General features: G+C 47.1%; 19 protein-coding genes. 3 read left to right on the top strand and 16 right to left on the bottom strand.

Going from position 1 to position 25611, the window contains the following annotated elements; all coding sequences use genetic code 11:
* Window positions 1-4: 4 nt before the first annotated feature.
* Window positions 5-1282 (bottom strand): 5'/3'-nucleotidase SurE, encoded by a 1278-nt coding sequence (gene surE / locus FYJ66_RS03110; RefSeq protein ID WP_154572046.1) that lies wholly within the window; start codon window positions 1280-1282, stop codon window positions 5-7.
* A gap of 167 nt (window positions 1283-1449) precedes the next feature.
* Between surE and FYJ66_RS03105 the strand changes: the two genes are divergently transcribed.
* Window positions 1450-2481 carry a biotin--[acetyl-CoA-carboxylase] ligase gene (locus tag FYJ66_RS03105; protein WP_154572045.1) on the top strand — a complete coding sequence of 344 codons (1032 nt, stop codon included), beginning with the start codon at window positions 1450-1452 and terminating at the stop codon, window positions 2479-2481.
* A 97-nt stretch (window positions 2482-2578) separates the two neighbouring features.
* Here the strand turns inward: FYJ66_RS03105 and pdxR are convergent, their stop codons facing one another.
* Together pdxR and FYJ66_RS03095 are read right to left on the bottom strand one after the other, a co-directional pair.
* Window positions 2579-4075 (bottom strand): MocR-like pyridoxine biosynthesis transcription factor PdxR, encoded by a 1497-nt coding sequence (pdxR, locus tag FYJ66_RS03100; RefSeq protein WP_154572044.1) that lies wholly within the window; start codon window positions 4073-4075, stop codon window positions 2579-2581.
* A 10-nt stretch (window positions 4076-4085) separates the two neighbouring features.
* Window positions 4086-5138 (bottom strand): FAD:protein FMN transferase, encoded by a 1053-nt coding sequence (locus FYJ66_RS03095; RefSeq protein ID WP_154572043.1) that lies wholly within the window; start codon window positions 5136-5138, stop codon window positions 4086-4088.
* Between the two features lie 68 nt (window positions 5139-5206).
* On the opposite strand from FYJ66_RS03095, the gene FYJ66_RS03090 reads away from it, so the two are divergent.
* Window positions 5207-5587, top strand: a complete 381-nt coding sequence (locus tag FYJ66_RS03090; RefSeq protein WP_154572042.1) for a NusG domain II-containing protein — start codon at window positions 5207-5209, stop codon at window positions 5585-5587.
* Window positions 5562-6113, top strand: coding sequence for a Gx transporter family protein (locus FYJ66_RS03085; protein WP_154572041.1), 552 nt, complete (start codon window positions 5562-5564; stop codon window positions 6111-6113). Before FYJ66_RS03090 ends, FYJ66_RS03085 begins: the two co-directional genes overlap by 26 nt.
* Window positions 6114-6270: 157 nt before the next feature.
* Here FYJ66_RS03085 and FYJ66_RS03080 read toward each other — a convergent pair whose 3' ends face one another.
* The 13 genes from FYJ66_RS03080 to FYJ66_RS03020 all read right to left on the bottom strand — a co-directional run bounded on the left by FYJ66_RS03080 (window position 6271) and on the right by FYJ66_RS03020 (window position 25591).
* Window positions 6271-7470, bottom strand: coding sequence for a pyridoxal phosphate-dependent aminotransferase (locus tag FYJ66_RS03080; protein WP_154572040.1), 1200 nt, complete (start codon window positions 7468-7470; stop codon window positions 6271-6273).
* Between the two features lie 120 nt (window positions 7471-7590).
* On the bottom strand, window positions 7591-8952 hold the full coding sequence (locus FYJ66_RS03075; protein WP_154572039.1) for a cation:proton antiporter: 1362 nt from the start codon (window positions 8950-8952) through the stop codon (window positions 7591-7593).
* A 249-nt stretch (window positions 8953-9201) separates the two neighbouring features.
* The gene (locus FYJ66_RS03070; protein WP_154572038.1) at window positions 9202-10104 is read right to left on the bottom strand and encodes an RnfABCDGE type electron transport complex subunit B; all 903 of its coding nucleotides are present in this window, start codon (window positions 10102-10104) and stop codon (window positions 9202-9204) included.
* A gap of 12 nt (window positions 10105-10116) precedes the next feature.
* Window positions 10117-10698, bottom strand: coding sequence for an electron transport complex protein RnfA (locus tag FYJ66_RS03065; RefSeq protein ID WP_154572037.1), 582 nt, complete (start codon window positions 10696-10698; stop codon window positions 10117-10119).
* Complete coding sequence (gene rsxE / locus FYJ66_RS03060; protein WP_154572036.1) at window positions 10698-11417, bottom strand: electron transport complex subunit RsxE; 720 nt, start codon at window positions 11415-11417, stop codon at window positions 10698-10700. Before rsxE ends, FYJ66_RS03065 begins: the two co-directional genes overlap by 1 nt.
* Complete coding sequence (locus FYJ66_RS03055; protein ID WP_154572035.1) at window positions 11417-11995, bottom strand: FMN-binding protein; 579 nt, start codon at window positions 11993-11995, stop codon at window positions 11417-11419. Before FYJ66_RS03055 ends, rsxE begins: the two co-directional genes overlap by 1 nt.
* The gene (locus tag FYJ66_RS03050) at window positions 11985-12959 is read right to left on the bottom strand and encodes an RnfABCDGE type electron transport complex subunit D (RefSeq protein ID WP_154572034.1); all 975 of its coding nucleotides are present in this window, start codon (window positions 12957-12959) and stop codon (window positions 11985-11987) included. The genes FYJ66_RS03055 and FYJ66_RS03050 overlap by 11 nt, the downstream gene beginning before the upstream one ends.
* On the bottom strand, window positions 12959-14272 hold the full coding sequence (rsxC, locus tag FYJ66_RS03045) for an electron transport complex subunit RsxC (RefSeq protein WP_154572033.1): 1314 nt from the start codon (window positions 14270-14272) through the stop codon (window positions 12959-12961). Before rsxC ends, FYJ66_RS03050 begins: the two co-directional genes overlap by 1 nt.
* A gap of 202 nt (window positions 14273-14474) precedes the next feature.
* On the bottom strand, window positions 14475-15932 hold the full coding sequence (locus FYJ66_RS03040; RefSeq protein WP_154572032.1) for an aminotransferase class I/II-fold pyridoxal phosphate-dependent enzyme: 1458 nt from the start codon (window positions 15930-15932) through the stop codon (window positions 14475-14477).
* A 161-nt stretch (window positions 15933-16093) separates the two neighbouring features.
* Window positions 16094-17365 carry a serine--tRNA ligase gene (gene serS / locus FYJ66_RS03035; protein WP_154572031.1) on the bottom strand — a complete coding sequence of 424 codons (1272 nt, stop codon included), beginning with the start codon at window positions 17363-17365 and terminating at the stop codon, window positions 16094-16096.
* 180 nt (window positions 17366-17545) lie between these two features.
* The gene (locus tag FYJ66_RS03030; protein WP_154572030.1) at window positions 17546-19462 is read right to left on the bottom strand and encodes a glutamine synthetase; all 1917 of its coding nucleotides are present in this window, start codon (window positions 19460-19462) and stop codon (window positions 17546-17548) included.
* Between the two features lie 311 nt (window positions 19463-19773).
* Window positions 19774-22686 (bottom strand): UPF0182 family membrane protein, encoded by a 2913-nt coding sequence (locus tag FYJ66_RS03025; protein ID WP_235897335.1) that lies wholly within the window; start codon window positions 22684-22686, stop codon window positions 19774-19776.
* A gap of 139 nt (window positions 22687-22825) precedes the next feature.
* Window positions 22826-25591, bottom strand: coding sequence for a zinc-ribbon domain-containing protein (locus FYJ66_RS03020; protein WP_154572029.1), 2766 nt, complete (start codon window positions 25589-25591; stop codon window positions 22826-22828).
* Window positions 25592-25611 lie beyond the last annotated feature (20 nt).

Raw genomic sequence — 25611 nt, 5'->3', positions numbered from 1 at the left:
TCCTTTATCTGAATATCTGACTGACAGCCTCCGGGCCGGCTTTTCCAGTGGCTCTGCCAACTTCTGCAGCCCAGGCTTCACTGGTGGTAATGCGGCATCCTTTCTGTCTGAGATATTCAATTGCCGTTTCATGGTCTAACCTTGTTGCTGAAGAACAGCAATCCTTAAGAACTGTTACGTTCATTCCCATGTCAATAAACTCCAGTGCTGTGGACTGCAAGGCCAGATGGGTCTCTGCTCCTGCCAGCACCACATTTCTGCCGGAAAAACCTTCTCTCATCTTCTCAGCCACATCCGGCTCATCGAAGATGGTGAATCCCATTCGTTCCACAGTTGTGCTGCCATCCAGGTTTCTCGTAATGTCAGGGGTTATTACGTCGCCCCTCCGCCCTTCTGGAATAGTCAGGATTGTGTAAACACCCAGTCTTCCCAGGGCATCACTGAGTCTCACAAGATTCTCTCTCAGCTTTTCTCCATGCCACATATCGTAAATAACCGTATCTACAGGGTCGGACATAAGGCACAGAACCTTCCCCCCTTCTCTGAGCCTTATGCGGTTCAGGGCCTGACGGTCTGTCAGGTCCACTGACATCGGTGTTACCACAGCATAGCCGTTATGAAGTGCAGCCAGATCATTAGACGTTCCATGCACCGAATGGTCCTGAGGGACACCCTTATATCTGTAGATATTACCTTCTTCTGTCTCCACAAGCTTGTCGTTAAAGCTTCTTGGTCCCATAGGCAGGATTTTCACCCCTTTTATCTTCCAGGCAGGCAGATCCGGGACATTTACGTTCAGGACCGTATTGCAGTCCAGTTCCCCTGATATTTCTATAAGCTCAGGAATCATATCGCAGATGAACTGAAAATTCTCTGGTTCCCAGCTGTCCACTGAAAGGGCAATGGAACGGATGCCGGACATAGCAGCTTCCACTGCTGCTCCCACAGTTCCAGAATAGTGGATGTCCGTTCCCGCATTTGAGCCGTGATTTATTCCGGAAAAAGCAAAGTCGATTTTCTTGCCTTCTTCTTCCAGGGCCTGAATGGCAAACTTGGCGCAGTCCGCAGGAGTACCGCTGACCGTCCAGGCTTTTTCCCCGTATTTAAATGGCACTTCCTGGCATCTGATCTGGTCAAAGAGGGTCACAGACTGGGCAGTAGCGCTCCTCTGCCTGTCCGGTGCGCACACATATACCTCTCCCCGTGGCTTAAGGGTTTTGGCCAGCACCTGAATCCCTTTGGAATCAATGCCGTCATCGTTCATTACTAGAAATCTCAACATTATTTTACCTTACAAAACAAAAAAACTAGAATTTTAAATAGTTTATCACAATTTTTTTATTGTCTCTATAGCGACTGGTATTAATATTCTTTCTATTTTGTGTACACTGGATATATAATAGCCAGCAGAAATCTATTGAGGGAAATTGCGAAGAAGAGGGGAACAACATGTCAGAAAGGTCTACGAGGGAAAAAGTTCTGTGGATATTGAGCAAGGCAGGTGGCCGTCCGGTTTCAGGCAGTCAGCTTGCAGGGGAAATGGGGCTTTCCAGGAACGCCATATGGAAGGCCGTAAAATCTCTTCAGGATCAGGGTTATGAAATCCAAAGTCTGAAGGGCCGGGGGTACGTCCTCAGAAGCAGCGGAAATATTCTTTCAAAGGCCCTCATAGATAATCGGATCAGGGAGCTGTCAAGAGAAAATTCTGTGCCAGTTCCGCGCCTGATAGTTCTGGACTCTGTAGACTCCACAAATACATATTGTAAATCCCTGGACCACCCGGAGATTCCTGCCGTCGTTGCCGCCGAAGAACAGACTGCCGGCCGTGGTCGAAGAGGCAGATCCTTCTCCTCTCCGGCAGGAAGTGGTCTGTATTTTTCCTTTGCCTTTAAACCTGAGTTTCCCCTGGAAGATGCCATGAAGGTTACAGCTGTATCTGCTGCTGTCACCCACCAGGTGCTGACCGAAATGACCGGCAAGGAAATAGGAATCAAGTGGGTTAACGACCTCTATATAGGACGAAATATGGAACGGCGGAAAATTACAGGCATTCTTACAGAAGCCGTTGCCGGACTGGAGGAAGGGGGAATCGAGAGGATAATAATAGGAACTGGTATCAACTGCTTCCCCTGGGCCCTTCCGCCGGAGCTGGAGGGTATAGCCGGCTCCTTGTGGGAAGAGGGGGAAGATCATCCTGGTTTCACCAGGAATGAGCTGCTGGCACGGCTTATTGTTTCCATGAACCGTGAATTTACTGGAAAAAACAGCCTGGATTCAGATCGGTGGGTTGATTATTACAGGAGCCACTGCTTTGTCATCGGCAGAAAGGTTCTGGTAGAAACTGCAGGCCGGCCTTCTTATGAGGCAGAGGTATTGGATGTAGATGATAATTTCCAGCTGGTGGTCCGGGTTCTTGATGGCACAGAAAAAGGCCGCAGGATTTATGTTTCCAGCGGCCAGGTATCTCTCAGGCCATTGTAGTGCGGCTTGTACAACTGCTTTTAACGGAGCTTGCGTCACTGCTTTAAGGTGGTGCTTTATACTGAGAACCGGGATTTATGAATACCTTTAATCTTTATTAATCTCTCTGGAGGCCGTAGGTTTTTCCTTCCATTTCCTCCATCATTTTCCTCTTCTCTTCCTGCAGGCGGGCCTGCTCCATGCGTTTCTCTTCACGCTCAATATTTTTTACAAACATAGGAATGAGCATTTTCAGCAGGCTGTTAGATACTCTGTAGAAATAAAAAGTCACAGCCTGTTCCTCCCGGGTGCAGAGATCGTCTACCGGCAGAATAAGAAGCCCCAGTTTTCTTCCGATGTAGCAAAGGTGCTCTGGGGAAAGGCCGGTCTGAATCTTCAGAAGCACCGCCAGTCCTGACCTGGAGTTTACAGGAGTCACCTTGCCCTTTCCTGCCTTTCCGAATTCTCTCATGGTCGTTTCCAGTTTGCCTGCGTAAAGTTTCCTGCACTTCTTAATATTCTTTTGGTAGAAGCCTTCTTCCATGTAAAGGGCCAGGCATATCTGCTCAGCCTTTGAACAGGTCTGGCTGTACTTGCTGCTGAACTGGTGGAAAACCTCAACCATTGATTCAGGCAGCACCATGTAGCTGATCTTAACCGCCTCAAACAAGGTGGACGAGAAAGATCCCAGATATATTACTCTGTCATCATGATCCAGTCCCTGAAGGGCTGGAATAGGCTTTCCGAAGTATCTCAGCTCGCTGTCGTAGTCGTCTTCAAGGATGTAGCTGTCGTTTTCCTTGGCCCAGTTAATAAGGGCATATCTTCTTGCCACAGGCATTACTGCTCCCGTTGGAAACTGGTTGCTTGGGTTTACGTAGACTATGCTCCTCATGTTGGTAGGGAGCTTTTCCAGAACGATTCCGTTTTCATCAACGGGAATATTCAGAACTGTAAAGCCATGTTCCTTGAAAATTTCCCTTACAGGACCGTAGCCCGGGTTCTCTGCTGCAGCGTTTGCGATTTCCATTTCCTGGAGGATCCTGCACAAGTGGCCTGTCAGCTGCTGGGAACCTGCACCGATCACGACCTGGTCAGGGGAACACTTAACCCCTCTGCTTTGAAAAAGATATTTTGCTATTTCGTACCTGAGGGCAGGCTCGCCTTGAACGTCTCCTGCGATCCTGAGAAGGTGCTGGTACTCGTTGAAGACCTTGTGCATGCACTTCTTCCACCTGCCGAATTCAAAACTTTCCTCATCATAGAGAAGGGGTATCTCATTTCCCACATGAGATCCCTCTGGAGGCAGAAGCTGATCCAGTGTCATCCCCCTTTCCTCTTCAGGATTGTCCTGGGCTTCAGATGCAATAGAGTTCCTCACATAGTATCCGGACTTTGGTCTGCTTTCTACATATCCTTCTACAAGCAGCTGATTGTACGCTTTCTCCACTGTCGTTACGCTGACTCCGTTCTCGTCAGAGAAACGTCTCAGAGAAGGAAGCCTGCTTCCCGCCTCAATGCGGCCTGTGAGAATGCTGTCCTTCATCTGATTGTAGATCTGTTCGTACAGGCTTTCACCTGCTGTGTTATCCAGGTTTAATGTTATGCTTTTCATCTAAATCTCCCTACTCAGCCTGAAATCTTGCATCCTTTGACTTGTATATTTTTCCGTCATGTGTGCAGAGCACAGCTTCTGTATCATCACGGCTGTTTATCAATTTCAGTGCCTCATCTTTTCCCTTTATCAGGCAGATGGTGCTCAGGGCATCGGTGTCCATGGACATGCCCCTTGTGGACATAAGCGTTATGGAATCCAGGTCTGTATCTACCGGGTAGCCTGTCTTTGGGCTGAGAATGTGATGGTAAACCTTGCCTTTGTATTTGAACTGCCTCTCGTAAACTCCGGAGGTTACCACTGTTCCGCTGGAAATTTCAGTCTTTCCGATCAGCTCGCTTCTGTCGCTGTATGGTTTCTCTATTCCGATGGTGAAATCGGTTCCGTCCGGCTTGCTTCCGATGGTAACAATATTTCCTCCAAGATTTACAACTGCAGATGTAACTCCGTTGTTTTGAAGAGTATCTGCCACCTGGTCCGCAATATATCCTTTACCGATTCCTCCAAGATCGATCTTGCTTTTCGGATCTGCAAGTCTGACGCTGTTTCCCTGTATCTGTATATTCTTGTAGTTTACGTGGGTAAGGGCTTCGTTTATTTTGTCCTGGGAAGGAACCTTCGGGTGGTCCGAATGATAATCCCAGAGATCTGATACGGTTCCTATGGTAATGTCGAAGTCGCCGCCGGAAAGGTCGCCGTACTTGATTCCACCTTTAATTACTGTCAAAGCATCTGGACCAACCTCAGTCCACTGGCCGCCGCTGTTGTTTATTTTGCTGATGTCACTTACATCTACAGTGTTGCTCAGCTTCTTGTCCAGCTCACGGCACCGGTCGTAAGCCTTATCGATGGCTGCGTTGGCCTTCTTATCCGTCATGCCTCCATCCATGTCATAAACACTGATCTTGCATACTGTATCAAGGTAATATCCTTCCTGTTCTACAGGTTTCGCCTCATTTTTATTGACGCTTTTCGAACAGCCAGTCTGTGTTATAATTAGCGGCAGTATGGCCAACACAACTATAAGCCGGATTATATTTTTCCTAGATAATAATAAACCCATTCTGATTCCTTTCCATTGGATGCGCCTTCTGTCCGCCGGACAGCTGAAGGCACACAGGAGATAGATATATGAAGCTGATTAAAAGTTTTTTTACAAAAGCGGATCTGATTCTCATGGCCGCAATAGTCATTCTAGGCCTGGGGATATCCATTTTCCTTGCTGCTGGAAGCCACCAGGGCAATAAAGTGGAAATCACCAAAGACGGAAAGCTCTGGGGCACCTATTCTCTTGACGGAGAGCACAAAATCACCATCCGCGACGGAAAAGAGCGGAACGTAGTGAAGATATCAGGAGGAAAGGTGACCATGGAATCGGCCAACTGCAAGAATCAAGTCTGCGTTCACCACAGTCCTGTATCCCGCACAGGGGAGTCCATCGTCTGTCTCCCTCACAAAATTGTAGTATCAATCAAAGGAGAAGATAATGAGTATGATACCATCTCCAATTAACAAAAAAAATGATTCCTCAAGGCGGAACCGCGGACTCTATGTGTCAACAGTAGCCCTTCTGGCTTCACTGGCTCTGATCTTCTCATACGTAGAGGTCATTATACCATATAATGCTGGTATTCCGGGGGTAAAACTTGGCATTGCCAACATCGTAACCGTAATAGCAATCTACAAGCTGTCACCCTGGCACGGAGCTGCGGTGAATGCCATACGAATAGCCGTTGCAGGCCTTCTTTTCAACGGGCTTTTCGGCGCGGTATACTCCTTTGCTGGAGCCACTCTAAGTTTCATCGTCATGATTTTATTGAAAAAAACCGGAAAATTCAGTGTAGCCGGAGTGAGTATGGCGGGGGGCGTCTTCCACAACATGGGGCAGCTCATTATTGCATCTTTTCTTGTTCAGGATCTGCGGATGTTCTTTTATTTTCCAGTTCTTCTTTTTTCAGGAATGATTGCAGGCATAGCCATTGGAATTGCCGCATCAATGATAATTCCCCGCCTTCCCGATATTAACAGGCAATACTAGAATGATTTTGTTCTGATTCTGAATTTGTTGAATTTGTCATTATTGAACAAGGAGCTGCCGCAATGCGGCAGCTCCTTGTGTATTCTGTGTATTCTTTTCAGCTATGCTGTGACACCCCTTTCTTCAGGGTAATCATTACAGCAGACCAAAAAACTTATTAGCCGAAGTATTTCTTTCCGAGGTTTGCGAAAGACTCAGCAGATCTCTGAATTGTCTCGTTAGCAATGCAGAATGAAGCTCTTACGTAACCTGGGCAAGCAAATGCGCTTCCTGGTACGATGAGGATTCTCTCATCCTTAGCTGCGCTTACAAACTCCTTCTCGTCCTCTACTGGTGACTTGATCCAGAGATAGAATGCACCCTGTGGTACGATTGCCTTGAATCCTGCCTTTGTTACGATATCATAGAGATCCTTGGCATTCTTCTCGTAGTAAGGAATATCTACTCTTGCGTCCATGCATCTCTCAACTACCAGCTGCATGATTCCAGGAGCGTTTGTATCTCCGCATACACGGTTTGCTACGATAGCTGCCTGAATGAATTCATCTGCTCCCTCTGCCTTGTCAGGAACTGCAACGTATCCGATTCTCTCACCAGGAAGTGACAGTGACTTTGACCATGAGTAAGCCATGATTGTGTCATCATAGTAGTCAGGAATGAAAGGAACTTCCTTGTCTACATATACAAGCTCTCTGTAAGGCTCATCGGACAGGATGTAAATTGTGTGTCCGTACTCTTTCTCCTTCTCCTTCAGAACTTCTGCGATCTTCTGGATAGTCTCTGCGGAGTAGATAGCGCCTGTAGGGTTGTTAGGGTTGTTGATGATAACCAGCTTAACCTCTGGTGTGAGGGCTTCCTTCAGTGCCTCAGGATCAGGCTCAAATCCGTTTGCTTCGTTAGGTGGAACTACGATTGTTTCTGCCAGGTAGTTTCTTGCCCAGTTTGCATACTCTACGAAGTAAGGAGCAAATACGACCTGCTTGTCACCTGGATCGAATACAGTCTTCATGATGTCGTTGATTGCGGAGCCAGCACCTACGGTCATAATGATGTGCTCCCAGGAATAAATCTCCTTGCCCTTGCCGAATCTTCTGTTAAGATTCTCTGCAACAGCCTTTCTTGTAGACTCGAATCCGGCATTAGCCATATATCCGTGAACTACATGTGGATCCATCTCATTGTTAATATACTCGATGGCATCGTGAACTTCCTTTGGCGGATGAAGTCCAGGGTTACCTACAGAGAAGTCATAGACATTCTCTTCGCCGTAGACCTTTGCCATCTTCTTTCCTTCCTCGAACATAGCTCTGATTACTGAGCTTCCTGCGAGGAAAGGCTTCATGCTGTTTGCAATCATTGGTTTACCTCCTGTAATACCTTTATCATTTTGAGGGGAATTCGATAATTTCCCACGTAAGTGAATTGTATCACAATCATATATTTGTCACAATATTGACCCTGAGTCACTATCACCGTTTTAGTTGTTTTTCTCTCTCAGATTTTCCTTCTTATCCTCCCATTTCTCGTGGAGAAGCAGCCCCTTTTCCTCCATCTTGTACTTCAATGCTCTTTTTCTTTCCAGTTCAACATGGGAATGAACAATATCCATAGTGCTTTCCGGATGATGGGCTATTTCCACAATTGCCGAAATTGGCTCCGCATCTGCCACTGTATATGTGATTTTTGCTATAAAAGGCATGAGGAACACCGTCACAGCTCCTGCAGCCACCAGAACTGAAGCTACATCGTCCTCCATAATTCCGTTCTTCACACAGATACTGGTAATGGCAACTATGAGTGGCAGAGCCGTTGTGCAGTATGTAGCTGCGGAAATCCTGTTGTGCATGGAGATTTCTTTTCTCGTGGACTTTCTCAATGTAAGGGAGATCACAATCGGAACTGTCCGGATCAGCACGAGAGCCAGTATGAACAGAACCAGCAGCTGAGGTATCTTTGCTACCGCCCTCAAGTTGATTCTTGCACCGGATACAATGAAAAAAAGGGGAATAAACAGACCGTAGGCCATTCCATCCAGTTTAGTTTCAAGGGAGTGGTTTCCATTTGGTATTACGTACCGGAGGACGAAACCGGCTGCAAAGGCACCCAGTACAATGTCTATGTCGAATATCGCAGAAATTGTCACCAATATTACCAGAAGAAGTATTGTGATTCTGGTAAAAGTCTGGGAAGTGGACTCCGACTTGCTCTCCAGAAACTTGAAAATTTTCGATCCTCTTCTTTTTGCTCTGGCTCCGGCTGCTCCCAGCCACACGCAGAATGCCAGCAGTCCTGCCAGAATTACGGCTGTCTGCCATTTAGTTCTTGTTCCCAGAAGGACTGCAACAGCCAGCACTACTGCCAGCTCTCCCCATGTTCCATATGAAATGACTATCTCACCAACTCTGGTACCAGTTATGCCTCTTTCCTTTATTATGGGCATCAAAGTTCCCAGTGCTGTTGTTGTAAACAGCAGGGCTGTTGCTATCATTCCCTGTCTGCCTGATGCAATGGAAGGTGTGGTCATTGCAACCAGAATCGATATGGCCAGTGTAACTCCCCAGGTGGCAAGGCCGTGTATGCCATCCTTTCCCGTAACAGACTTTGGATCAATTTCGAATCCCGCCAGAAGGAACAGGAAAGCGCACCCCAGCTCAGACATGAATTCAATGGCAGGAGCTTCCGTTTTAATAAGATCATACATGTTTGGTCCCAGAAGGGCCCCTCCAAGTATGAGGATTACCGTCTCCGGAACAATCTGTTTAGGAATTATTCTGGCAAGTATGGGCGTTACTGCAGATATTGCCATAATTATTGTTAGTGAAACAAATACTTCTGCCATTGTAAGTCTCCCTTTAACGTGTTTTTTCCCTGCAAATAATAAAACAATTCAACTTAGAATACAAACTTATCTACCCATGAAAATCTTGTACGGTACCACTCCATATCACCTTTTCCAAATCCCGCCGTAACCAACCCACTAGAAAAGGAGCCGCCGCATTTTACTCAAATGCGGCAGCCCCCAAATTCAACTTATTTCACATCTCCCATTGGAGATGTTGTAGTTATATGCTACTCAGCTTTCAGCTTACTAAGCCTGCGGTGCCTGTGCAGCTTCCTTGGCAGCCTTTGCGGCCTTTGCTGCAGCAGCGTTAGCCTTTGCTGCTTCAATCTCTTCAGGAGTGAGCTTCTTAGGCAGTGGCTTAATAGGAATATAGCTGTTGATAGCGCCTGTAGGGCATACCCTTGCGCAGGCAAGACAGTTCTTGCACTTGTGGGGATCAATAGCAGCCAGGTTGTCCTCTACGTGAACTGCATCGAACTTACATGCCTTCTCGCACTTCTTGCATCCGATACATCCATTGTCGCAGGCTTTTCTTGTGACTGCTCCCTTGTCTGTTGAGCTGCACATTACGTGAACCTTGCTCTTGAAAGGAACCATCTTGATGATCTTCTGAGGGCATTCCTTAATGCACTTTCCGCAGGCTACACATGTGTTTCTGTTTACCAGAGCCACACCGTTGAACACCTTGATGGAATCGAAGTCGCAGACATTGACACAGTCACCAAGTCCCAGGCATCCGTGAGAGCAGGCATTCATTCCACTGAAGAATCCCTTTGCGCTCTTGCAGGACTGCATTCCCTGATACTCAAGGAAATCTCTGGAAACGCTGTGGTCTCCTGTGCACATTACCTGTGCAACTTCCTTCTCTGCTGAACCTGCGCTTCTGCCAAGAATCTCTGCAATCTGTTCAGCAACAGCAGGACCACCCGGGTTACATTTAGAGCAGGAAAGCTCGGAATCTGCCACCAAGGCACCAGCATAGTCATCACAACCTGCGAATCCGCATCCGCCGCAGTTTGCTCCCGGCAGAACCTCTCTTACAGCAGTCTGTCTCTCGTCAACAGGTACGAAGAATACCTTTGATGCGATAGTCAGCAGAACTGCACAAATGAATCCAATAACTACTACCAGAATAATTGGTGTTGACATTCATTGGCCTCCTTACTGGAACAGTCCGGTGAATCCCATGAAGGACAGAGCCAGAATAGATGCACTGATCAGAATCATTGGCATGCCCTTGAATGCTGCAGGCACACCGCTCTCATCCCAGAGCTTCTCTTCACGGATACCGGCAAACAGGACCATTGCTACGAAGTAACCAACGCCTGCTCCCAAAGCATTAACGATTGACTGAATATATGTGTAGTTGTTGTTGATGCTGAGGATAGCAACACCCAGAACTGCACAGTTTGTTGTAATAAGAGGCAGGAAAATTCCCAGGGCCTTCTGCAGAGATGGCATATACTTCTTCATGAACATCTCTACAAACTGAACCAGAGCGGCAATTACCAGGATGAATACTACAGTCTGGAGATAGCCAATGTCGAACTTGTTCAGCAGCTGCTGAATCGGCCATGTAGCAATCTCGGCAAGTACCATTACGAAAATTACGGCTCCACCCATACCTGTGGCAGATTCCATCTTATTTGATACTCCCAGGAAGGAGCAAATTCCAAGGAACTGAGACAGCACGAAGTTGTTTACCAGCACCATGGACATGAATATCAGAATCAGCTGTACCATTATGCTTCTGCTCCTTTCTGCTCAAGTGTGTTCTGTGCAGGCTCGATCATTCTAGGTGTCTCACCACTGCAGGAGTTGTACATCGGACATGCAGCACATCCGAAGCTCTTGCCCTTCAGAGCCTTGCCCTTTGTAATGATATTTACCAGAACTATCATCATTCCGAAAACGAAGAATCCGCCAGGAGCCAGCAGGAAGAATCCGATAGGTGTGAACCAGGATCCAAGAACCTGGAATCCTGCCAGTGTTCCCATTCCCAGCAGCTCTCTGATTGCTCCCATTACGGAAAGAGTAAGTGTGAATCCAAGACCCATTCCGATACCATCGAGAGCAGAATCTATAACAGTATTCTTATTTGCAAATGCCTCTGCTCTTCCCAGGATGATGCAGTTTACTACGATCAGTGGAATGAACAGACCCAGTGACTTGTAAAGCTCTGGTGCGTAGCCCTGAAGGAGGAACTGCACAACAGTTACGAATCCGGCAATTACTACGATGTAGCAAGGGATTCTTACTTTATCAGGAATCACCTTTCTCAGAAGAGAGATAACGATATTGGAGGCAATAAGAACTGCAGTTGTAGACAGTCCCATTCCGATACCGTTAATAAGTGATGTAGATGTTGCCAGTGTAGGACATGTTCCCAGCAGAAGAACCAGAACAGGGTTCTCCTTGATAAATCCATTAGTGAGGATCTTGAGTTTGCTCTGTTTAGCCATTACTTCACACCTCCCATTTTGTTATACTGCTTCAGTGCGCAGAATACAGCCTTATGAATGGCCTCGGAAGAAATGGAAGCTCCTGAAACGTGCTGAACTGTCGGATCGCTCTTGATCTGCTCGTTTCCGAGCTTCTTCAGTCCGTTATACTGTTTCAGATGACCAGGCTCCTGAGCTCTGGTACCTACACCAGGAGTATCAGATGCGTTGGTAACCTTTACCTTTGTAATAGCTCCGTCCTTGTCGATTCCTACCATTGCTGTAAGGAGTCCGCCGTATGAGCTTGACTCTACTGTGATGACACAGCCTGCTCCATTGGATGCCTTATATACGTCGTCTACAAAGACCTTGTTCTTCTCCAGAACAAGATGATCTGTCTTTACTTCTTCAAATTTGCCGTCGGCCTGAGGCATGATCTCTGCTCTTGCCTCGTTTGCAGCTGCCAGGGTGTTCTTGTCAATAATAGGCTTTGTTACACCGTATGTCATTGCCAGTGCAAATGTTACGACAAAGCAGATGATCACCAGAACAAGAATCGGGGCAACGAAATTATGGAAGTTATTGTCTTTACTTTTCATTCATGCCACCTCCGCAGTATTGCTTATAAGAAAGTCTGTTGATCAGCGGTGTGCAGATATTCATCAGAAGGATGGAGAAGGATACTCCTTCCGGATATGATCCCCATACACGGATAGCCATGGTAATAACTCCGCATCCGATACCGAATATCAGCTTACCTAACGGCAGCTTAGGAGTTGTAACATAGTCTGTTGCCATGAAGAAGGCTCCCAGCATTACACCACCTGCACAGATATGGAAGATAGCCATGTGGAAATCAAATCCATAAACCAGAAGTGCAATGACGAATACTGTTCCGATGAACGCACAAGGGATGATTGGGGAAATAACCTTTCTCCAGATCAGGAAAAGTCCTCCGATCAGCAGTGCCAGAGCACTAACCTCTCCAACAGATCCTCCGATGAATCCCAGGAACATCTCCATGTTGCTTGGGAGCTTGTCTACTTCGCCGCCTGCCAGCAGGTTCAGTGGAGTAGGACCTGTTACAGCATCAGTGGAAGCTGCCATTCTAGGCAGAGGCCATGTGGTCATCTGTGCTGCAAATGAAATGAACAGGAAAATTCTTGCTGTGATAGCAGGGTTTACGAAGTTCTTTCCAATTCCTCCGTAAAGCTGCTTAACGATCACGATGGCAAAGAAGCTTGCCAGAACTCCCATCCAGAGCGGCAGGGAGGCCGGAACGTTGAATGCAATCAGAAGACCTGTTACAGCAGCACTGAGATCTCCGATAGTCTGTTCTTTGTGAGTAATAATGTTGTACAGCCACTCAAATCCTACAGCTGATACAAGGCAGACTGCAGACAGAAGAATTACTCTTGCACCGAACACATATACACCTGCAATGAATGCCGGCATCAGTGCCAGAAGGACTGTACCCATAAGCTTCGTAGTATCCGAATCAGTAACGATATGCGGTGCTGAGGATACTATGAGTTTTTCATGAAATTTACTGGTCTTATCCATTACTTCTTCATTGCCTCCTTTACGAGTCCCTTAGCCAGAGTGTTGGTCATTGCCAGAGGTCTTCTTGCAGGACAGATGAATGAGCAGCTTCCGCAGCCCATGCACTGCATAACCTGGAATTTATTCAGTCTGTCAACGTCTCTTCTCTCATAAGCCTCGGCAAAGATCTGAGGCATAAGTCCGAATGGACATGCACTGTGGCAGCGCTGGCAGTTAATGCAAGCACTCTCTTCCTTGACCTGAGCAGTTTCCTTTCCGAATACCAGAAGGGAACCTGTATTCTTCATAATAGGAGCTTCATCAGAACTTGCTGCACGGCCCATCATCGGTCCGCCCATAACAATCTTCTTAGGCTCAGCCTTATAACCACCGCAGAATTCAACAATATCTGCAATCTGTGCGCCTATAGGAGCGAATACGTTCTTTGGTTCTGCAACTGCATCACCGTCAACTGTAACTCTCTTCCTTACAAGAGGCATTCCGGTTCTGAAGTATCTTCCCAGTTCTGCAACAGTTGTTACGTTGTCAAGAATGATTCCCAGCTGTGCAGGCAGTACTCCTGCATTCATTACCTTGCCGGTAATCTCATATACCAGAACTCTTTCAGCGCCCTTAGGATATCTGGACTGAAGCTTGAAAGTCTCGATATTGGTCAGGCCGTCCTGCTGAATCAGCCTGTTAAGATTGGCAATAGCATCAGGCTTGTTCTCCTCAATACCGATATAACCTTTCTTCAGGTTCAGATGCTTCATGATGATCTTCATTCCATCAAGAACGTCCTCACCCTGCTCAACCATCATTCTGTTATCTGCAGTAATGAATGGCTCGCACTCTGCACCATTTACGATAAGAGTGTCGCACTCATCCAGGTTCTTAGGGCTCAGCTTAACGTATGTAGGGAAAGACGCTCCGCCCAGTCCTACCATTCCGCTGGCTCTTACTGCCTTGATGAAGTCATCAAAACTGTCAATCTGAGGTATCTGTACTTCTTCGCTGACAGCCTGCTCCTTATCTGTTTCAATAACAATATGTGTCTCTGTTCCTCCCATTGAACCACGGAATGGAACAATGTCCTTTACTGTTCCGGACACGCTTGAGTGAACCGGTGCGCTGATGAAGGCGTCAGAGTCTCCGATCTTCTGACCGACTTTGACATAGTCTCCCTTCTGCACTAAAGGCTTGCAAGGGGCACCAATGCTCTGAGACATGCTAATTCTTACCACATCAGGAATTGGCATTACCTGGGTCTCAACGCCCGCGGTATTCTTATGATGTGGTACAAGAATGCTTGGTAAGTGTTTACCTTGACTCATCCTTCAGAAACCTTCCTTTCTTTGTAGAGATTCTTTTCTTTGTCTAATATAATGTTTCATCACAGACCCCTGAATTATACACCAGACAGTCACAAAAATCACTGGATTTTTACAGCATCTTCACATATGCACAATGCACTAAATACTATTCACATGCAATCTGCTGTCACGCATATCACCGTCCCAGAACCGGGGCGGAGTTTTACTGTTCTTTTCCCACAAGAACGCACCCTTCATCGTCCACGCCAATTAGCTGATCTCCCTTCTGAAGTCTGCCTGCAATGTGGGTGATTGCTTCATATGTAAGGACTTCTCCCGGGCATACCAGAGGAGTTCCAGGGGGATATGGAACCACAGGATCGTAGAGAACCCTTCCCACTGCTTCATAAACCGGCACTTTCTCGCATTCTGAAGGGACTTCACACTGCTGTAGTTTCCCGGAAAAAGGTTTTTCACTTCTCGGTGTTTTTTTGACTATGCCATAGTTTTCGGAGATTTCGTCAAGGGCTGAGAAGAGCTTTTCGTAATCTCCGCTCATGTTCCCTGGTCCGGTCAGAAGAAGAACGTAGTTTCCATGTACCATCTCAGGCCATATGTTTCTGTAAATCAGGTCTTCTTGAAGTCTCTCTCCAGTTACACCCCTGTCTGCCAGTGAAATATTGATTTTTGTTCTGTCATACCACCTGGGGTCTTTTTCGATTACCGTCAGACCGGAAATACTGCGGGCCCTGCTGTAAAATCTGTCCAGATCCCTGTTCCACCTGTCTATTATTTCCCTTCCGTGGTTTTCCATTATTCTCAGGCTTGCATCAAGACTTCCCATGAGAATATATGATGGGCTGGTGGTCTGAAGCATGGTCAGGAGGCGGGATATCTTGTCTGTGTCAGGGCGCCGGGAACAGACATTCAGGATGGCGGTGCTTGTGAATCCAAACAGGGATTTATGAATGCTGTTTATCACCAGGTCTGATCCCAGCAGCTCTGCACTTCTGTATGCAGGAGGTTCCAGTTCCTCCTGATTGGCCAGCTCTCTTTCCCTCATGTCAAAGTCCAGTAAATGGGCTCCGTGGGCCTGGTCTGTTATCAGTATCATTCCGGCTTCATGGACGATCTCTGCAATTCTGCTTATATCTGACAGCACTCCATAGTAGTTGGGACTGGTAATGAATACAGCTGATGCATCGGGGCAGCGGTTGACCGCTTCAAGAATAGCGTCAGGAGACATTTCCCCCTGAAGTCCCAGTTCCTCATCATACTCTGATTCCACGTAAACAGGTTCTATTCCTCCAAGCCTGATGGCGCTGTAAGCCGATTTGTGAGAAGCCCTGCCCATGATGAGTTTCCCACCCCTGGGAACAGAGCCCATTATTGCGGCCATTATGCCTGAGCTGCTGCCGTTTACCAGGAGTTCTGTATGCAGAGAGTGGTAGTGGCTGGCGTAGTCATCCATCAATTCTCTTATTATGCCCGATGGCTGCTGAAGGGCATCTGCTCCTGGAACTTCTGTAATATCTCCCTGGATCAGCCTGTCAGCAAAGGTTCCATATCCGTAGTGCCTGTATATTTCCGGCCGTCCCTTGTGACCCGGCATATGGAAGGACACAGGCCGTTCAGACGCCCGGTCTGTTAGAAAATCTGTCAGGGTCTCTTTTCTGTTCATTTTGCAACTTACCTTTCACCATTGAGCTGTTAAAACGCGGACTCTCCGGGCCCACCCTTATAAACTCATGGCCGCAGCATAACGCCGCGGCCAGTTGTTTTTTTCAGATAAAATCTATCAGGGTCTCTCTGCTATGTGCCTCTTGAGAAACCCGGCTTTCCTTACTTGATTACGTCGAAGCCTGTATATGGTCTCAGTGCCTCAGGAATTACAACTGAACCGTCTTCCTGCTGGCAGTTTTCCAAAATGGCTGCAACTGTTCTTCCTACTGCAAGGCCTGATCCGTTCAGGGTGTGTACGAATTCCGGCTTAACGCCCTTTTCTCTTCTGAAGCGGATGTTTGCTCTTCTTCCCTGGAAGTCCTCGAAGTTACTGCAGCTGGAGATCTCCACGTATCTTCCATAGCTTGGCATCCACACTTCGATATCATAAGTCATGGCAGATGAGAAGCCCAGGTCGCCGGTGCTCAACCTTACTACTCTGTAAGGGATGCCCAGTCTCTTCAGAACTTCCTCGGCGTCATTTGTCAGCTTCTCCAGCTCATCGTAAGATGTTTCAGGAGCTACCAGTTTTACCATTTCCACCTTGTTGAACTGGTGCTGGCGAATCAGTCCTCTAGTGTCTCTTCCGGCTGAACCTGCTTCCTTTCTGAAGCATGGAGTGTATGCTGTGTAGTATACAGGAAGCTCGTCAAAGTCCAGTATCTCATCATCTCTCAGATTTGTTACAGGAACCTCAGCTGTAGGGATGAGGAACATGTCCTTGTCCTGAATGTAGAACATGTCGTCTTCGAATTTAGGCAGCTGACCTGTGCCGGTCATGGCCTTTCTTCCTACCATGAAAGGAGGGAGAATTTCCGTATAGCCCTGCTCTTCTGTGTGGAGGTCCAGCATGAAGTTGATTACTGCTCTTTCCAGTCTTGCTCCCTTGCCTTTGTATACTGTGAACCTGGCACCTGAAAGTTTTCCGGCTCTCTCGAAGTCCAGGATATCCAGATCTTCTCCAATATCCCAGTGAGCCTTTGCATCAAAGCTGAACTGTGTAGGCTCTCCCCATTTTCTCAGCTCAACATTCTCTGTGTCGTCCTTTCCTGTCTGAACATCTTTATATGGAGTATTAGGAACGTTGAGGAGGGCGTTTCTCTGAGCCTCCTCTACCTCTGATACCTGGGCGTCAAGATCTTTGATCTTCTTGCTCAGCTCTTTCATCTCGGCGAAGAGGGCAGTTGTATCTTCACCGGCCTTCTTCATTGCCGGCACCTTTCTTGATGTGGTGTTCTGCTTGTTCTTAAGCTGTTCAACCTGGGCCAGCAGCTCTCTTCTCTTTGCGTCATACTGGAGAACGCTGTCCAGGCCGAAATCTCCCTTTCCTCTTCTCTCCACGGCGGCCTTAACATTGTCAAAGTCTTCTCTTACTCTTTTGATATCAAGCATTACATTGCCTCATCTTTCATAATATTTCATGTTCTGACTGATATTTAATATTACCTGTTTCCTGCCAGACTTCAGGGGCAGGATTGTTTCGTTCCATTATACACCAACAACCTCCTGATATGGGAGGCTGCGGTTAAATACTGTGTATTTATCTTATTTTATGGTGTTTTATGATGGAATCTAGAAAAGGTTCTTGGTATATGTTCTGTAAAGCTTCCTCAATTCTTCTGTCTTCTTCTGAATTTCGATTTCCAGTTCTGACACCAGATCGAAGTCCTTCTCGTCTATGGCAATCTGAGCTCTTGACAGAAGGGAAAGGCTTTCCAGATAATCTTTTCCCATATACTTCCTTAGCTCGTCCACCCGGCGCCAGTTCATGATGTCGAAGTCTGTTGCGTCAGTTTCAACATGCTGTTTTGTGCACCTGCGCACGAAGTCCATGGTATTAGGAATCTGTCTGTCGTGAAGCTCTGTGTACCACTTTGTGGTCAGCTGCTCTCTGAAGGATTTTACGATCAGCTCCATAACCGGATCGCCCTTTGTGATTTTCTTCAGCATGTCCGGATGTTCGTCCAGTGCTTTGAAATTTTCCCATACAGTGGCCGGAGCCTTGCCGAAGAGCTTCTCCCTCTCCTCAGGAGTGTAGAACTCAAATACGTTCTCCTCGCTTCTGTATTCTCTGTCTTTTTCCAGATAGAAGTCTTCTTCGCCTGCCTTCTTGGAAATTGATGCTTCCAGTTCCTTAGGGGTCTTGCCTGCACTGAGAGCTGCCTTGATTCCGTCAAGCATAAGCATGTATGCGGCTCCTACCAGCAGATATGTGTTGCTGTGTGGGTTCGGGGATCTGAGCTCGAACCTGGTGGCCAGTGGATTGCTGGAATCCCTTACCAGACCTGCCAGAACTGTTCTGTTCCTTGACGGATCCTCAACTGTCCTTCCAAGGGATGTAACGATGCATACTGGAGCTTCGTAACCTGGCTTCAGTCTTGCGAAGGCATCGTGAGTGGCACTTACAAAAGGATTAAGAATCTCGTAATTCCTAAGAAGTCCCATGAGTGCGCCAAAGCCTACAGGGCTCATGAACTCGTTTTCTCTATCCTTTGGAACGAAAAGGTTCACCCTCTTTCCGTTCTTGAGTTTTGCAGTCATTCCAAGGTGGGTGTGCTCTCCGTTTCCTGCAACACCGTCCATTGGTTTTGCCAGGAAAGTAACTTCCAGATTGTTTGCTCTGAACACATCCCTTACGATGTGTTTTACCTGTGCTTCATTGTCACAGGCCTGAATAGGGCTGGAGAATTTCCAGTCTATTTCCAGCTGCTCCATAATATGGTCATACTGGCCGGAGTTGCCCATCTTTGCTCTGATGCCTCCAACCTCCTTATGACCCATTTCCACTTCAAAGCCGTATCTGTCAAGGATTTCCAGCGTTTCCTCAAGGGCTGTTCCCACTGGTCCTACTGTTCTCTTCCAGTACTGCTCTTTAAGCTCCTGTGAAGTGAAGAGCTGAGCCCTGTCAGCTCTGTCGTCAGGGGTCTTGACCCAGAACTCCAGCTCAGTTGCGCTGGTCAGAGAAAGGGACTCTATCTCATCTGGTGAGTCTACTCCGTCGATATAATTGAAAACATCAGGGTTCTCGTTCAGAGCCTCCATAACTCCCTCTTTGAACCACTGTGTGCACCTGTTGTTAAACTCTCTTGATCCAACAAGTTTCTCGTTGTTGTGCCTCAGGAATGAAGGGATTCTCAGGGTTCCTACAGGCAGATCTGTTTTGTAGTCAACATTGTGAAAATTATATTCAACATACCAGTTAACATTGCTGTCAGGAATAATGTCAACTCTCGCATCAGAAAGGGCGGCTATAATAGGAAGTGCCACGCTGGAGCCGTCAGTCTGAACACCGTTCTTCAGAGTTTTCTCAATATTGTCTATAAACTCTCTCATAGGGATTTTCTCATCCGTTGAATGGTTTGCCAGGTCTACGCCGGTGAGAGACACAAACTTGACTTCCGGATGCTTTTCCAGCAGGGATCTGATTGTTGCCGGATCATGTTCTTCCGGCCTGATGGTAAACAGCATTTTGTCTAAGTCAAACCTCATATACGCCACCTTCCTTTTTCCAATACCCATTGGCTCCTAAAAAAATACTTTTTAATATTACAACATTATGGGGGAAATATCACATTATTAAAATGATTTTTTATGAATTCTTGATAAATTTATCTCTCTGAGCCGCTTGTTTTCGAACGTTATTTCCCGTACAGAAACTATTGTTTACAAATTTCCCCGGGTACTGCCGCAGTTCTCCGCCATATTGTTCACTTATTTTTCCATGAGCTACTTCGGCAATAAAATGACCGGCCGCAGTATTCCTTTCCTGCGCACCGGCCAATTAATAATACTCTGTTAAGCTACTCTGCAGACTCCATCTGATCCAGGTATCCGCTGAGCTTGTTTATGTGATCTCCATAGCCCTTCCAGTCACCGTTCTTCTGAGCATCAAGAGCGGCATCATACTCGTCACGTGCCTGTTTTGCCAGAGTCTTGAGGGACGGCTTTCCTGAATCCCTGCTATCCGTTCCTCCTGATGCGTTCGCTGGTCCGCTGTTATACGTGCCTCCGAACAGATCTTCCAGGGCTTCTTCAAGATTGGAACTGTAGCTGATCCTGTCTCCATAGGCAACGATTACTCTCTTCATCTCAGGAATGGCCTGATTAGAAGCTTCCAGATACACAGGCTCCACATACATGAGAGAATCCTTGATCGGTATTACGAAAAGATCTCCTCTTCTGTATTTGGATCCGGAGGAATTCCAGAGGGAGAATTCCTTGGAAATCTCGGTGTTCTGGTCTATCTGAGCCTCGATCTGCATAGGGCCGTAAACAGTCTTGCTCTTCGGGAACTTGTAAACCAGCAGCTGTCCGTAATTCTCTCCATCGTTCCGCGCCATCATCAGTGCCGTCATGTTCTGCTTGGACTTAGGGGTAAACGGAACCATGTTGATAAATTCCGCATTCTTTTCCCCTGGCAGCCTGAAAATATAGTAGCTCGGGTCCATCTGCTTCTCTTCCGTTCCGTAAATCTGATGAGCAATATCCCACAGGTCCTCCTTCTGGTAGAAGACTTTTACCTGATTCATGTGATACTTCTCGTAAACACTGGCCTGAATCTTGAACATATTGTTCGGATATCTGATGTGCTCTCTCAGGCCTTCAGGCATGGTGCTGATATTCTTGAACAGATCCGGATAGATTTTCTTATATGTCTCCGCTATTGGATCCTCATTGTCTATTACATAGAAATTCACATCTCCGTTATACGCGTCTATCGTAACCTTGATGGAGTTCCTTATGTAATTCGTAGAACCCACCTTTCCTGAATACGGTTCAGAATATGGATAATACTGGCTGGTGGTGTAGGCGTCCACAATCCAGTACAGCCTGCCTCCTACGATTGTCATATACGGATCGGATTCATACTTGAGATACGGCATGATCTTCTTCACCCGCTCTTCAATGTTTCTGTTGATAATTATCCTGGATCTGCTGTTAACATTTGAAGATACCAGGAGCTGCATGCTTCCTTCTCTCATGGAAAAAAGAAGACGGTTCAGCGGAGTCAGGCGAATACCCGCATTTCCCTTGTATTTCGTGTATTTGTTATTATTGCCGTCCGGATAGTTGAATTCCTTTTCGTTAGTATTAACAACTGCATAATCGTTTGTAAGCTCACCGAAATAGATTTCCGGTCTGGTGATCTTCAGCGAATCGACGTTTGTTTCCGGCGGAATATTCTTGACAACTACATCTGGCTGTCCGCTGGCAGTTACCTTATCTACCTGGGACACCGCAGCTCCGTATCCGTGAGTGTACTTGATGTGCCTGTTAAGCCAGGTGGAGCTGATCTTATTCTCATCTATCTCTCTTGGTGAGAGGTATGTCTGGGTTTCCTCTCCGTTAATATTGTACCGGTCTATATCAACATCATGGAATTCATAGTACTGCCTGATACTCTGAGTCTGGTTGTAGAAATCCTGTACAGGCTCATAGTCGTTTATCCTGATATTTCCAATGGTCTGGCTGTTATCCTTTATGGTCTGTTCATCAAGGGACTCATTGGCCGGGAAAGACTTGACTTTAACCTTGTCTATATCATAGGCGTGCTGAGTGTACTGAATATTATTCTTCAGGTACTTGCTTTCCTTGTTGATCTCATCTGGAGCAACCACCAGAGACTGGACGATCATGGCAACAACCACTCCAGCAATTCCTATGGCAACAATGGCCACAGGTGCCCTGAGGAGTTTCTTATACTCCTTCTTGTGCATGTGAATAACGAAGAACACTGCACCAACTACAGACGCTGCCATTATCAGCCTGTATACCCAGAGGGTCACATTTACATCTGTAAAACCTGCTCCGTAAACAGTTCCTGTATGTGCATGAAGGAGGTCAAACTGATTGAGGAAAAAGTCCACTGCCACCATTATGTATAAAACTACGCCTAGAATGGTCAGCTTTCCGGAGGCTATGGACATGAGATGCCTGAAATTACCTCTGTTTATTTCCGGCCTTTTGCTGCCTTCTGTAAACCTGCGGAATATATCCTCTCCATACTGTTTTTTGCCCCCAAAAGGAATATAGTTATTGTCACTGTCCCTGGAAAAATCATCTCCTTCAGTGTGATTCTCCTCCTCGAAAAAGTCCGGAGTTCTGACAGTCATCAGAATGCCGTAATACAGAACTGTAAGGAGAACCGCTCCTATTATTATTCCAATGGCCAGGGTGTTCAGTTTAGCAAGGAATTCCAGTTTGAACACATAGAACCCGGTATCTATTCCGAAAATCGGATCCTTAAGGTTGAATTTTGTGGAATGGGCGAACTGAAGGAAGTTCATCCACATATCTCCTGCTGAATAGATGGCAACAAGGAGGGCGAATATTCCTGAAAGAGACCAGGAAATAATCTTAAGCCGTTTGAGATCCGGGATTTCGTGGGATTCGATTTCCCTGAAATAGCCGTTTCTCAGGCTTCTCAGATACAGTCTTACCAGCAGTGTGGTAAACAGGAATACGGGAATTCCCACCTTAAGCTCTGTGATCAGCTTTTTCCAGAAAACCCCTGTGTAGTTCATTTCCCTGAACCAGAGATAGTCTGTGATAAATCCTACCAGGCTGGCAATTATCACAAAGGCGATGACCAGAATCATTATGATCAGGGCAACAGCCTTCCTGCCTCCGCCTTTTCCCGGTCTCGTATTGCCGCCGTATACAAGGCTGTCTCCTGAGCCGGAACTCTTCATTCTTCGAAGATCTATTTTCATATCAGAACCTTTCGTTATACAAATTATGCAGCGGCAGCGAATCTCGCTGCCGCTGCATACAGTGTCAGGTCAATATTCTATTTATGCCGGTACAGGGCCGGCCTTCTCAAATACCTGCCTCACTTGTAACTTTTGTAACTTAGCCCTGCTGCCCGATTCCCAGGAGCTTTGTAAGGTTTGCAATACTCTCGTTCAGTGTTGCTGCAACTCCGCTGTTCGGTGCAAAATTCAGAACCAGAATAATCACAAGAAGGATAACCAGAAGAACTGCCACGATAATGGCGATTACGGTAAGAACTCCGCCGCCCTTTCCGGTTTCATAGTCATCATCCTCGTCCTCTACAGGAGGAGCTGCCTTTTCCTTAACAGGAGCCGGTGTCTGAGTCTCAGCGCTGACTCCGGAGAAGTCCATAGCATCTCCAGCTTCTTTGCTCTCAGGTACTTCTGTTTCCTTTGGCTCAGCAGCTTCCTGCTGACCTGCGGCTTCTTCCAGTGCCTTGTTTACCTCCGCAACTTCCATTGCGATTGTGGCACCAGTACCGTACATGTTCTCAGTTCCTGTTTCCTCCACAGGCTCGTCCATCAGTGAGTAATCGGCACTTCCGGCTTTCAGCTTCTGATATTCCTCATCCAGAAGCTTCTGGAACTCTTCATTCTTCCTGTAAAGAGTGTAGAACTTCTCGATCTTTCTTGTTGCTTCAAGATCTGAATCCTCATCTTCACCAAAGATATCCTGCTCCAGCTCATCGATGCTCATTGTGCTGTCGTTGTCAGCACCATCTGCAGGAAGAACACTTGTATCTGTAGTAGCCTCAGTGAAGATCAGTCCTTCGTTATCTTCAGCTTCTTCCTTCTGCTGCTCAGGCTGTTCATCAGCTGCTGCTGGCTGATCACCCAGATCGAAGCCAAGGGCAGCCAGTTCCTTGTCGATGTCCAGATCTCCGGACTCTGTTTCGTATCCACCTGGAACTTCGTTATCTGAAGGTGCTGCAGGTGTCTCTGGTTCTTCTATAGTGAATTCGGCAGCTGCATCTTCAGATGTTTCTTCTTTCTCTGGAGCTACCTCTTCCTGATACTCTTCTACTGCCCCTTTGTTCTCAAGATCCATGAGAGCATCTGCGGCCTCATCGGAGTTGTCAGGGGTCTCCATGAACTCTGCATCGAACTGGCTGAAGCTGTCAAAGGTCATGTCTTCATTCTCTTCAGCTTCAGGTGCCTCTGCAGGCTCAGCAGTTACTTCCTCAGCAGTTACTTCCTCAGCTGCAACTGGCTGAACTTCCTCAGAAGTCTTATCTGGTTCTTCCACCTTCTCTGCCTTATCAGCTGTTCCGGTAAGCTGGGCAAGCTTCTTCTGAAGAGCCTCAATCTCTGCAGCCAGGTCGGCTACCTTCTCGTCTTCAGTTTCTTTATCTGCCTCTGGAGGAACAGTCTTCTCTGTCGGGGCTGAAACAGAAGCAGGTTCGGACTTCTGTGTCTCTGTGCCGGAAGCTGTCTCTTCAGCATCCTCAGCCGGCTCTTCAGTCAGATACTCATCAATATTAGTATCTGAAGTCTCCTCGGAACCCTCATCTGCAAATTCAGGAGCAAGGGCCTCCAGCTCTGCTTCCAGATCCTCATCAGGTTCTTCATCTTCAAGAGCCCTGAGAGCCTGTACATCGTGATTCCTGGCTGCTCTTCCTGTCCTGGATCTCAGTCTTGAATAGCTCTCCTCAAAGTCACTGTAAGCTTCCTCAACTGGCTCCTCTGCCTTTTCTTCAGATGGAGCAGATGGTTCTTCCTCCTCTGGAAGGTCGATATCTTTATCCAGATCGAACTCACTGCTTAAATCATCGTCCAGGCTGGAAGTTTCAGTTTCTTCTGCTGGTCTGAGAACAGGGCTTTCAGAAACTTCTTCCTTACGGTCATCCATAAACTGGCTGTCGTCTCCAAGAATTCCTGCCAGCTCATCCTCAATATCGCTGCCTGAATTGCTGTCGGTCAACCCGTTTCCTACTGCAGTGTTAAATGCAGTTCTTCTGCTGCGGGTTCCTTCCTCATGATCTCTGGTACGTTCCTTCTGAATCTCCTTCTCTTCTGCTTCAGCACTTTCCACAAAAGATCTAGGTGGTTCAGGAGTTACAGTTCTGGCCTGTCTTCTTGCTCTGATATATGCCAGCTGTTCCTCGAAATCAGGAATCTTGTTCTCATCGAAAGATCCGCTTCTGCGGCTGCCTTCGTCTTTCTTCTGCTCTACCCGCACTTCTTTGGCAGCAGGCTTCTCTGCCTCTTTATCATCACCGGTTCCAGCCAGTCTTGATACTATATCCTGAGACAGATCCTCATATCCCTGAGTCTTCTCCATCTCATCTCTGCTGAGAACAGGTGCCGGCTCACTCTCAGGGATGTCATCATCCCAGTTAAAAGTCTCAGTACCCTTCGGGTTCTTGAGGCCTTTCTCCTGTTTAAGGATGTCTATATATGTGAGAGTTCTTTCCCTTCTTGCAGGGGCTGGCTCAGCCTTTCTCTCCTGCCTCTCAGGAACTTCCGGTTCCTTCGTCTCAAACAATCCCGGACCATTGTATACAGCCGCCGGAGTCCTGCGCTCTTCCTCTTTCAAACCAGTGGACTCCCATGGAGATCTAAGGTTCTCATTAACCTTCCGATGGGAATCATCAATTACCGAGCTCCAGTCAAATGTCACTTTGTCAGCACTGCTGGCCCTTCTCTGGCGTCTATCGCTCTTCCACTCTGTATCCGTCATTGCAGGACGGTTCGCAGGCTTCCCGGATATGGCAGCTGTCTCTGCTCTTCTGACTGCGTTCTCGCTGATTGCCGGCTCCGTCCCGGATTCGACCCTTGCACCGCAAACGCTGCAGAATCTAGCCCCCTCGGACAGCTTATTGCCACAATTCTTACAGAACACCATGTTACCTCCTGAATGTCCGG

This window comes from Allobaileyella intestinalis (assembly GCF_009695865.1).
GTDB classification, from domain to species: domain Bacteria; phylum Bacillota; class Clostridia; order Peptostreptococcales; family Anaerovoracaceae; genus Allobaileyella; species Allobaileyella intestinalis.
Note: the sequence above shows the minus strand (reverse complement) of the source record. Positions and strands in the feature narration are given on the sequence as shown.

Coding starts and splice junctions, on each gene's coding strand:
- FYJ66_RS03040 (WP_154572032.1), bottom strand. CDS start 15,932: ATGAACAGAAAAGAGACCCTGACAGATTTTCTAACAGACCGGGCGTCT.
- pdxR (WP_154572044.1), bottom strand. CDS start 4,075: ATGAAAAGCATAACATTAAACCTGGATAACACAGCAGGTGAAAGCCTG.
- FYJ66_RS03055 (WP_154572035.1), bottom strand. CDS start 11,995: ATGAAAAGTAAAGACAATAACTTCCATAATTTCGTTGCCCCGATTCTT.
- rsxC (WP_154572033.1), bottom strand. CDS start 14,272: ATGAGTCAAGGTAAACACTTACCAAGCATTCTTGTACCACATCATAAG.
- rsxE (WP_154572036.1), bottom strand. CDS start 11,417: ATGGCTAAACAGAGCAAACTCAAGATCCTCACTAATGGATTTATCAAG.
- FYJ66_RS03050 (WP_154572034.1), bottom strand. CDS start 12,959: ATGGATAAGACCAGTAAATTTCATGAAAAACTCATAGTATCCTCAGCA.
- FYJ66_RS03080 (WP_154572040.1), bottom strand. CDS start 7,470: ATGATTGCAAACAGCATGAAGCCTTTCCTCGCAGGAAGCTCAGTAATC.
- surE (WP_154572046.1), bottom strand. CDS start 1,282: ATGTTGAGATTTCTAGTAATGAACGATGACGGCATTGATTCCAAAGGG.
- FYJ66_RS03070 (WP_154572038.1), bottom strand. CDS start 10,104: ATGTCAACACCAATTATTCTGGTAGTAGTTATTGGATTCATTTGTGCA.
- FYJ66_RS03105 (WP_154572045.1), top strand. CDS start 1,450: ATGTCAGAAAGGTCTACGAGGGAAAAAGTTCTGTGGATATTGAGCAAG.
- FYJ66_RS03065 (WP_154572037.1), bottom strand. CDS start 10,698: ATGGTACAGCTGATTCTGATATTCATGTCCATGGTGCTGGTAAACAAC.
- FYJ66_RS03085 (WP_154572041.1), top strand. CDS start 5,562: ATGAGTATGATACCATCTCCAATTAACAAAAAAAATGATTCCTCAAGG.
- FYJ66_RS03030 (WP_154572030.1), bottom strand. CDS start 19,462: ATGAGGTTTGACTTAGACAAAATGCTGTTTACCATCAGGCCGGAAGAA.
- FYJ66_RS03075 (WP_154572039.1), bottom strand. CDS start 8,952: ATGGCAGAAGTATTTGTTTCACTAACAATAATTATGGCAATATCTGCA.
- serS (WP_154572031.1), bottom strand. CDS start 17,365: ATGCTTGATATCAAAAGAGTAAGAGAAGACTTTGACAATGTTAAGGCC.
- FYJ66_RS03090 (WP_154572042.1), top strand. CDS start 5,207: ATGAAGCTGATTAAAAGTTTTTTTACAAAAGCGGATCTGATTCTCATG.
- FYJ66_RS03020 (WP_154572029.1), bottom strand. CDS start 25,591: ATGGTGTTCTGTAAGAATTGTGGCAATAAGCTGTCCGAGGGGGCTAGA.
- FYJ66_RS03025 (WP_235897335.1), bottom strand. CDS start 22,686: ATGAAAATAGATCTTCGAAGAATGAAGAGTTCCGGCTCAGGAGACAGC.
- FYJ66_RS03095 (WP_154572043.1), bottom strand. CDS start 5,138: ATGGGTTTATTATTATCTAGGAAAAATATAATCCGGCTTATAGTTGTG.